The organism is Patulibacter sp. NPDC049589 (assembly GCF_040675535.1).
GTDB lineage: Bacteria > Actinomycetota > Thermoleophilia > Solirubrobacterales > Solirubrobacteraceae > Patulibacter.
Window position 1 is genome coordinate 1 of record NZ_JBFAPC010000211.1, and the last position, 8235, is coordinate 8235.

8 protein-coding genes are annotated in these 8235 nt (G+C 75.7%); all 8 read right to left on the reverse strand.

From position 1 onward, the window contains the following. Window positions 1–40 precede the first annotated feature (40 nt). The 8 genes from AB0L40_RS24910 to AB0L40_RS24945 all read right to left on the reverse strand — a co-directional run bounded on the left by AB0L40_RS24910 (window position 41) and on the right by AB0L40_RS24945 (window position 7989). Window positions 41–598, reverse strand: coding sequence for a glycosyltransferase (locus tag AB0L40_RS24910; protein WP_364361023.1), 558 nt, complete (start codon window positions 596–598; stop codon window positions 41–43). A gap of 14 nt (window positions 599–612) precedes the next feature. Continuing rightward, on the reverse strand, window positions 613–1326 hold the full coding sequence (locus AB0L40_RS24915; RefSeq protein ID WP_364361025.1) for a class I SAM-dependent methyltransferase: 714 nt from the start codon (window positions 1324–1326) through the stop codon (window positions 613–615). Continuing rightward, a complete protein-coding gene (locus tag AB0L40_RS24920) occupies window positions 1323–3740 on the reverse strand; it encodes a glycosyltransferase (protein ID WP_364361027.1) in 2418 nt (805 codons plus the stop codon). The genes AB0L40_RS24915 and AB0L40_RS24920 overlap by 4 nt, the downstream gene beginning before the upstream one ends. Before the next feature lie 182 nt (window positions 3741–3922). After that, window positions 3923–4726, reverse strand: coding sequence for a flagellin (locus AB0L40_RS24925; RefSeq protein WP_364361029.1), 804 nt, complete (start codon window positions 4724–4726; stop codon window positions 3923–3925). A 218-nt stretch (window positions 4727–4944) separates the two neighbouring features. Next, entirely contained in the window at window positions 4945–6465 is a 1521-nt protein-coding gene (locus AB0L40_RS24930; RefSeq protein ID WP_364361031.1) for a hypothetical protein, read from the reverse strand. A 113-nt stretch (window positions 6466–6578) separates the two neighbouring features. Beyond that, window positions 6579–7256: a site-2 protease family protein gene (locus tag AB0L40_RS24935; RefSeq protein WP_364361033.1), complete on the reverse strand. Its 678-nt coding sequence runs from the start codon at window positions 7254–7256 to the stop codon at window positions 6579–6581. A 203-nt stretch (window positions 7257–7459) separates the two neighbouring features. After that, window positions 7460–7849, reverse strand: coding sequence for a hypothetical protein (locus tag AB0L40_RS24940; protein WP_364361035.1), 390 nt, complete (start codon window positions 7847–7849; stop codon window positions 7460–7462). Next, window positions 7846–7989: a hypothetical protein gene (locus tag AB0L40_RS24945; RefSeq protein ID WP_364361037.1), complete on the reverse strand. Its 144-nt coding sequence runs from the start codon at window positions 7987–7989 to the stop codon at window positions 7846–7848. The genes AB0L40_RS24940 and AB0L40_RS24945 overlap by 4 nt, the downstream gene beginning before the upstream one ends. Between the last annotated feature and the right edge of the window lie 246 nt (window positions 7990–8235).

Consider the following 8235-nt stretch of genomic DNA (forward strand, 5'->3'; position numbering starts at 1 on the left):
TGCGTACGGCGCTGTTGGGCGAGTTGATCCAGGACATCCATCAGGAGACGATGGAGCAGGCGGATGAGCAGCACTGGCCGCACACCCGCTCGGCCGGATGTTCCGGCCCGCGCACGGGCGCGGCCGCACGTCCCAGCCCGAGCAGCGGCCCGACCGCGCGGCGCAGGGCCAGGGCGGCGGTCGCGACGGGATCCCCCACGCCGGCCGTCGCGGCCGCGGTCCGCGGGTCGGCGAGTGCCGCGGCGAGGGGCGCCAGGAAGCCCGGATCGACCGCGACCGGTCCCGCCAGCAGGACGACGATCTCGCCGCTCGCGCGCTCGAGGCCCGACGCCCAGGCGCGCAGGAGGCCCCCGCGCTCCGGGCGGCGGACCAGCAGGGCGTCTCCCCCGACGCGCTCGAGCAGCGGCCCGAGGCCCACCGACGCGTCGTCGACGATCACCACCTCGTGTGCGGGGTCGTCGGGGACCTCGGACAGCGCGACGAGGCAGCGCAGCGCGGCTTCCGGGTCGCCGGAGAGCGGGACGACGACCGACACGCGGGGGGCGGCGTCGCGGGCGGCATGCGTCGCCGCGTGACGGGCCGGCCCTGCGTGCCCCATCGACCCTCCGACCATCATGCCCCGACCCGCCGGACGGTCAGCAGGTATTGGTAGGCGCCGAGGCGGGCGGCGGTCTCCTCGCGCTCCGCGCCCAGGAGGACCGCGGCGTCGACCAGGGGACGCAGGGCGTCGGGGAGCGGGGCGAGGTCGTTGACGCCGATGTCGACCGCCTGGAGGCCGAGGTCGTCGAGCAGGACGCCGACCTCCTCGAGGGTGAAGAAGTGGACGTGGGTGCGGTCCAGCAGGCCCGCGTCCTCGTAGGTCCAGCGGTCCTGGACCAGCAGTGGATGGACGACGGTCCAGTGCTTGACGTTCGGGATCGAGCAGACGAGGACGCCGTCGGACGCGAGGTGCGGGAGGAGCGCGCGCAGCAGGCGCTCCGGGTCGCGGAGGTGCTCGAGGACGTCGCCGAAGATCATCGCGTCGAACCAGCCCTCCGGGTGCGGCAGGCCGGGGGTCGCGTCGAGGTCGAGCTCGAGCACCTCGTCGAGCCGGCCGCGCGCCTCGGCGGCGGCGTCGGGGAAGCCCTCCAGGCCGACGACGTGCAGGCCCGGGCGCTCGGCCTTCAGCGCCACGCCGAGGCCGCCGGCGCCGCAGCCGACGTCGAGCACCCGCGCCGCGGTGGCGGGGACGCGGACCCGGAGCTCGGGGCGCGCGTGCTCGAAGTACGCGTCCTCGTGGTCGGTGCGGCGGACGCCGCTGCCGACGGCCGGCTCGGTCGTGCTCATCGGCCCGGCTCCGCGACCGCGGCGGCCAGGGACGGCGGGGACCCGCTCGCGCCCCCGCCCGCCAGCGCGTCCGCGTGGGCCGCGAAGACCGCGGCGTCCTCGTCCATCCCCATCTCGGCGGCGACGATCGCCAGGCCGCGCAGGGCGTCGACGTCGGGGCCCTCGCGGTCGATCACGCTCATCCACTCCTCCGCGGCGGACTGCAGGAAGCCGCGGCGCAGGTAGAGCCGGGCGAGGCGCTCCCGGCGCTGGCGCCACGGCAGGCCGGTCCGCTCGTAGACGGCGGCGAGGCGCTCGAACGCGTCGAACCGCTCGAGGCGGGCCAACGCGTTCAGGAGCGTCAGCGCCTGCTCGGCGGCGGCCGGCGGGGGCACGTCGTCACGGCCGGACCAGGCGGCGAACAGCGCGTGGTCGGCGGCGGGCAGCACCGCCGCGGTCCGCTCCAGGACCGCGTCGACGGGGAGCCCCGCGGCGATCGTGCAGAACGCGGCGTGGCGCAGCGCGGCGTCCTCGCGCGCGGCGCCCGGGGCCACCCGCAGCGCCTCGGTGGCGGCCTCCTCCAGGCGGTCCTGGAGCACGAGCGTCTCGACGAGCTGCAGGCGCGCGGCGTCGGATCCGGGGCGCGCGGCGAGGACGGCGCGCAGCTCGCGCTCGGCGTCGTCGACCGCCCCGGCGCGGTGCAGCGCCGAGGCCACGAGGTACCGGCCGCTCGGCGGCAGGCCGGGGACGAGCGCGGTGATCCGCGCGACGACGTCGGCCCCCGGGACCCCGCGGCGCAGCAGCACCGCGGCGAGCGACTCGGCGGTGCGCAGGTGGCCGGGGTGCGTGCGGAGGGACGCCTCGAGCAGCGCCTCGGCCTCCCCCGCGCGGCCCTCGTCGACGAGCAGGTCGGCGAGGGCGCGCGCGGCGAGGTAGCTGCCCGCGCCGACGGTCGCGACGTAGGTGCTGGGGGCGTCGCCCATCCGCAGCGCGCGGCGGTAGCGCTCCTCCGCGACGTCCGGCTCGCCGACGGCGCGGGCGACGTGGCCCTGCATCAGGACGATGTCCGTGAACGCGGGGAAGAGTGCGAGGACCTCGTCCGCGCGCGCCCGGGCGTCGTCGTGGCGGCGGAGGGCGCGGAGGGTGTCGACGAGGTGGGAGGCGAGCATCGGCGTGAAGCCGTAGTTGCCGCGGTCGGGGTCGTCGCGGAGGTCGTCCCAGGCGCGCTGCAGGTGCGGGACGGCGCCGCGGGCGTCGTCGTCGGCGACGTGCTCCATCCCGAGGTTGAAGCGCAGGAACGGCGTGTCCTCGCCGTCGGCGAACTGGCGCTGCAGCAGCTCGCGGTTGCGGTGGACCTTGTCCTTCTGCTCGCGGACCTCGCCGAGGTAGCCGAAGTGCTCGATGCGGACGGTCGTGACCTCCAGCCGCTCGGGCAGGTACGCCGGGACGTGCTGGATCTGCTCGTGCAGGCGGCCGGAGAACCGGCGCTCCGGGCGGTGGCGGAAGACCCGCATCGCGTCGTGGGTCGTCGCCGTCCCGTCCTCCAGGTCGCCCGTGTGGTTCGTCTCGACGAGGAACAGCGCCTCGCGCCACGTCCGGCCGCAGAGCTCGCGCAGCCGCGGCCCGTCGCCGTCGACGAGCACCTCGTCGGCGTCGAGGAACAGCACCCAGTCCGTCGTGGCGGCGTCGAACGAGACGTTGCGCGCGGCCGAGAAGTCGTCCTGCCAGACGTGGTGCAGGACGCGCGCCCCGTGCTCGCGGGCGATCTCCACGGTGCGGTCGGTCGAGCCGGTGTCGACGACGACGATCTCGTCGACCCAGTCCTTCACCGCCTCCAGGCAGCGCCCGAGCATCGCCTCCTCGTCCTTGACGATCATGCAGAGCGCCATCGTCAGGCCCTCCGCGGGGCGGGCCCGGCGGACGATCGCGCCGACCCGCGGCTCGAGCTCGGCGAGCCCGAGCCGGACCTCGATCGGCAGCCCGTCCTGGTGGACGAGCCCGGCGTCGCGGCGGCGGCGGACCTCGGCGAGGTTGCGCGCCACGTGCGGCAGCGCGGGATCCAGCCGGGCGGCGGCGTCGAACAGCTCCTCGGCCGCGTCGAGCCGCCCGAGCTCGTAGAACGCGACGCCGGCCTGATTGAGCAGCACCGGCTCGCGCGGCTCCTCCTCGAGCACCCGCAGCAGCCGACCGGCGACGACGAGCAGGCGCGTGGCGATCTGGCGGGGCGTGCCGTCGGCCAGGGCGAGCGCGCGCTCGCCGAGCGTCCGCCGGGCCTCGTAGCGGCGGTGGACGTCGGGCTCGTCGTCCGTCGAGCGGAAGAGCGCGACCCAGCCCGACAGGTCGTGGGCGCGCAGCAGCTCGTCGCCCCGGGGGGCCAGCCGCGCGGCGAGGGGCAGGTCGGCCGCGGCCGGTTGCGGGGTCAGTCGGAGCGCCATGACCCCTTCGTCGGCCGGGTCCGCCGCAACTTGAACCGGGTGCTCACGGGGAACGACGACGGCCCCGGAGCTCTCGCCCCGGGGCCGTCGTACCGCATCACCCTGGTCCGCTCGGGCCGCCGGAGCGGCCCGCCCTCCGGACCTCTCGGCCCCGGTCACCCGGGAACCACCGGGCCCGAGCTCTAGCGCAGGAGCGACAGGACGCCCTGCGACGCCTGGTTGGCCTGCGACAGGATCGCCGTGCCCGCCTGCGACAGCACCTGGTTCTTGGTCAGCGAGACCATCTCCTGGGCCATGTCCACGTCGCGGATGCGGCTCTCCGACGCGGTCAGGTTCTCCTGCGTCACCGACAGGCTGTTGAGCGTGTGCTCCAGGCGGTTCTGCACGGCACCGAAGTCCGCGCGGGTCTGGGACACCGCCTTGATCGCCGCGTCGATGGACGACAGGGTGATGCCCGAGAGCGTGGTCGCACCGGCGACCGAGCCGAGCGTGGAGCCGAGGCTGACGAGGCTGACCGTGGTCGTCTCGTCGTCGTTGGCGCCCACCTGGAACGTGACGGTGCCGGCCGCGTTGAGGAGCTTCGTGCCGTTGAAGTCCGCCCGCGTGCCGATGGCGCCGAGCTCGGTGGTGAGCTGCGAGACCTCGGCGTCGATGGCCGCCTTGTCGTCCGTGCCGACGGTGCCGTTCTGGTACTGCACCGCCAGCGAGCGCACGCGCTGCAGGATCGAGTGGACCTCGGTCAGCGAGCCCTCCGCCGTCTGGACCAGCGAGATGCCGTCCTGGGCGTTGCGCTTGGCCTGATCGAGACCGCCGATCTGGCCCCGCATCTTCTCCGAGATCGCCAGGCCCGCCGCGTCGTCCGAGGCACGGTTGATGCGCAGGCCCGAGGACAGGCGCTCCATGGACTTGGCGATCTTGTCGCTCGTGGCGTTGAGGTTGCGGTGGGCGTTGAAGGCTTCGACGTTGGTGTTGATGCGAAGGGACATGCGCTGATCTCCTTGATCGGCTGTGGTTGATGTACCCGGAGCGACGTCCGTGTCGCTCCTTGCGCACCGTTGATCGGCGGGCCCGCCGGGGACTTGAGGGGCCGTCGCCCGGAGCGTCCGGGCGAGCGGTCGCGGCCCGGGCGCCGGGCCTCGGCCGCCCACGCGGCCACCCGCCGGACCGGGGACCGCCGCCCCGCGGCGTGCGCCTCCCGATGCCGTCAGCGCCTCAGGGTCACCATCCTGCTGACGGTCGCGCTCTTCCCGGCCTTCGGGGCGAACCTCACCCGCAGCGCGACCCGGCGGCCGGCCAGCGCGGCCTTGCGGCCCGCGGCCGTGAGCCGCAGCGTCAGGCGGACGCTCCCGGCCCGCTTCGCGACGCCCGTCGCGCGGACCACCGTCCGGCCGGAGCGCGCGATCGTCGCGGTCACGGTCCCCGCGGCGGGGACGACGGCCGTGATCGCCTGGCCCTTGCGCAGCCGTGCGGCCCGGAGGGGCGGCAGCGGCTTCAGGGAGACGGACGCCGTCGTCGTCCCACCACCGGTCGGCGCCTTCCCGCCCGTGCTCGTGGTGGGGGTCTTGCCGCCGGTGGTCGTGGTCCCGCCGGTGGTCGTCGTGCCGCCGCCCGTGGTCGTCTGCGACCCGCCGCCCGTCGGCCCGCCGGGACCCCCCGGGCCACCGGGGTCCCCGGGGTCTCCCGGGTCGCCTGGGTTGCCGGGGTTCCCCGGGTCGCCCGGATCGCCCGGGTTCCCGGGATCGCCGGGGTTCCCCGGGTCGCCGCCGCCCGGGGCGGGCAGCGTGTACTCGGTGAACGACGGCATGCCTCCGGTCGGGCTGAGCACCACGTGCTCCGTGAGCCGGCACGCGGCCTCCGGCGTCGTGGTCGACGCGACCGTCGCGACGTGCACGCCGCCCGCGTCGGACCAGGCGACCCGGCGACCGTCCGCGGAGAGCGCCATCCGCGGCAGTCCCGAGAACCGGTCGTCGCCGCTCGGGGTGATCTGGCAGCCCGAGACCGGCGCGGCGGCGGGCGGCGTCCGGCCGTCGAGCGCGTCGAGCTCCAGGACCCCGCTGCCGAAGCGGACCAGCACGCGGGAGCCGTCGCGGGACAGGTCGCCGCCGGTGATCGCGTTCGCGCCGGCGACGAGCCAGCCCGCGAAGGTGCCCGGTGTCGTCTCGACGAAGAGCTGCTGGCCGTTGGTCGTCAGCACCTTCGTCCCGAACCACGAACCCTCGGTGTAGCCCGGGATGTTGACCGTCGGCGCCGTCGGGCTGCCGGGAGCGCGAGGGTCGACGATCGCGAGCTGCGGCTTCAGCGCGGTCCAGATGTCCTGGTTGTAGAGGTAGCCGTAGGCGAGCGACGAGCCCGACGGGTTGACGCGCGCCCAGGTCGGACCGGCGTTGACGGCGCTGCCGATCCTCCACGGCATGACGTTGCGGTCGGGCGTTCCGCCCGCGACGGGGAAGCGCACGATCATGCGCGACGTGCCGCTGCCCTGGATCGCGACGACGTTGCCCGCGTCGTCGGCGGACGGCAGCGTGTAGTACGCCGCGTCGGTCCCGTCGGCGGTGACGCGGCGGTGCCGAGCCCCGTCGACGCTCGCGACGTGGACGTCGTTGCCGTCCCGGTAGACGACGGCGGTCGCCCCGGCGGGCGGGGCCGGTCCCGCGAGGACGGCGGCACCGATGGCGACGGCGGCGGACGCGAGCGCGAGGGCGCGACGGACGGCGAGGAGGATCATCGGGCCACCGTGTCGGGCCACCGACGATCCCGCATCGGGGTCCTCCCCAATACGCGCTCCCGGGTCGCCGTGACCCCGCGTCGATGCCGGAGGGCGACTCCGGGGAGGAGCCCTCAGCGCCCTCCGCGCCGCAGCCGCAGGGCGGCGGCCGCCAGGAGCTGGCCACCGTCGAGCGGACGGAACGGCAGCAGGTTGATCACCAGGACGACCGCGTTGAGGATGAACGTCGTGCCGAGGACCTGCTGCGCCACGACGCCCGCCGTCGACCCTGCGTCGGGGGACGCCGCGATCGGCCACCCGAGGACGGCCAGCGCCCCGAACGACACCCCGGCGATCAGCGCCGTGACCGCCGGACCGGCCGCGGCGATCGCCGCGAGCCTCCCGGCCGTCAGGTGCTCGTCGTCGGGGAACGTCACGAAGCCACCGGTCGCACCGAGCTCGATCGTGTCGGCCTGCAGGCCGGCGCGACGGACCGCCCAGGCGTGCCCGAGCTCGTGCGCGAGGATCGAGAGCACGTAGAGCAACGCCACGGCTCCGGCTGCGACCAGCGCCCAGACCACGGACGGGTGCTCGAAGGCGGAATCGATGTCGCGCATGCGCGCGTCCCACCGCTCGAGCACGCGCTGGGCGGCGGCGAGGTCGCCAGGGTCGGGTGCGGGCCCGTCGTCGACCAGCCACGACGCGTCGCGGACCTGCCGGAAGGCGACGATGCCGGCGAGGACCGGCAGCACGCCGACGTTGGCGGAGACGACGAGACGCGCGCCGAGGAGACGGGGACCGGGACCACCCACGGCGGGAAGTGTCCCACCGCCGGCCACGGCCGGGCCGACGCACTACGGGCCAATCTCAATTGGATCGTGGAGTCGTGGTGGTCGATGGCCAAGCAGGTCGTTCTCCGGTCCCGAGAACCAGGCTGGGTGCCTGATCGAGGGGCCGGAGGGCGAGATCCGCCGGTCAGCGGCCGCCACGGACCGCGAGGCACTTGAGATCGGCCCTACGAGGCGCCGCCGATGGCGCCCGGGCCGTCCTCCGCCGGGTCCTCCAGGGCCCGGCGGTGCGCCTCGACCTCGGCGCGCACCAGCGCCCGGCCGACGCCGACCGCCGCCGCCCACGCCACGAGCCAGCCGACCGCGCCCGCGGCGAGGGCGCGGACGAGCACGTCGAAGGTCTGGGCGCCCGCGGACGCGGAGGCCAGGGCGACGAGCCCGAACGCGCCGAGCGCACCCCAGGCCTTCGCGGCGTGGACCTTCGCCGCCACGCGCGGGTGGTGCGCGACCGAGACCTGCCGCTCGCCCGCCACGGCGGGTCGACCGAGGCGCCCGCGGTCCGACGCCGCGGACGGCGGCACGAGCGGCAGCAGGCGGGTGTCGCCGTCGCGGCTCACGGCTGCACCATCCGCGCGAGGCGGGCGGGATCGGCGAGCGCGGCGGCGTGGCCGTCGGTGACGTAGGCGATCGGCAGGTCGCGCAGGATCGACGCACCGAGCAGGCCGCCAGGGCGCTCGGCCCGGTCGCGGTGGGTCATCAGGAGCGCGTCGGGACGGAGCGCCGCGAGACCGTCCAGGACGCCGAGCGCGGCCGTCGTCGCGTGCGTGCCGGGCAGCGCGAGGTGGACCTCGTCGGCGCCGAGCGCCCGCAGCTCCGCGGCGAGGCCGTCGACGGCCCGCGCGTCCGGTCGAGGTGTTCGAGGCGAAGGTCGTCGGCAGCGGACGGATCTACGAGACGGAGCTCTACGTCTTCACCGGGCGCGACGGGCGGATGCACTACGACT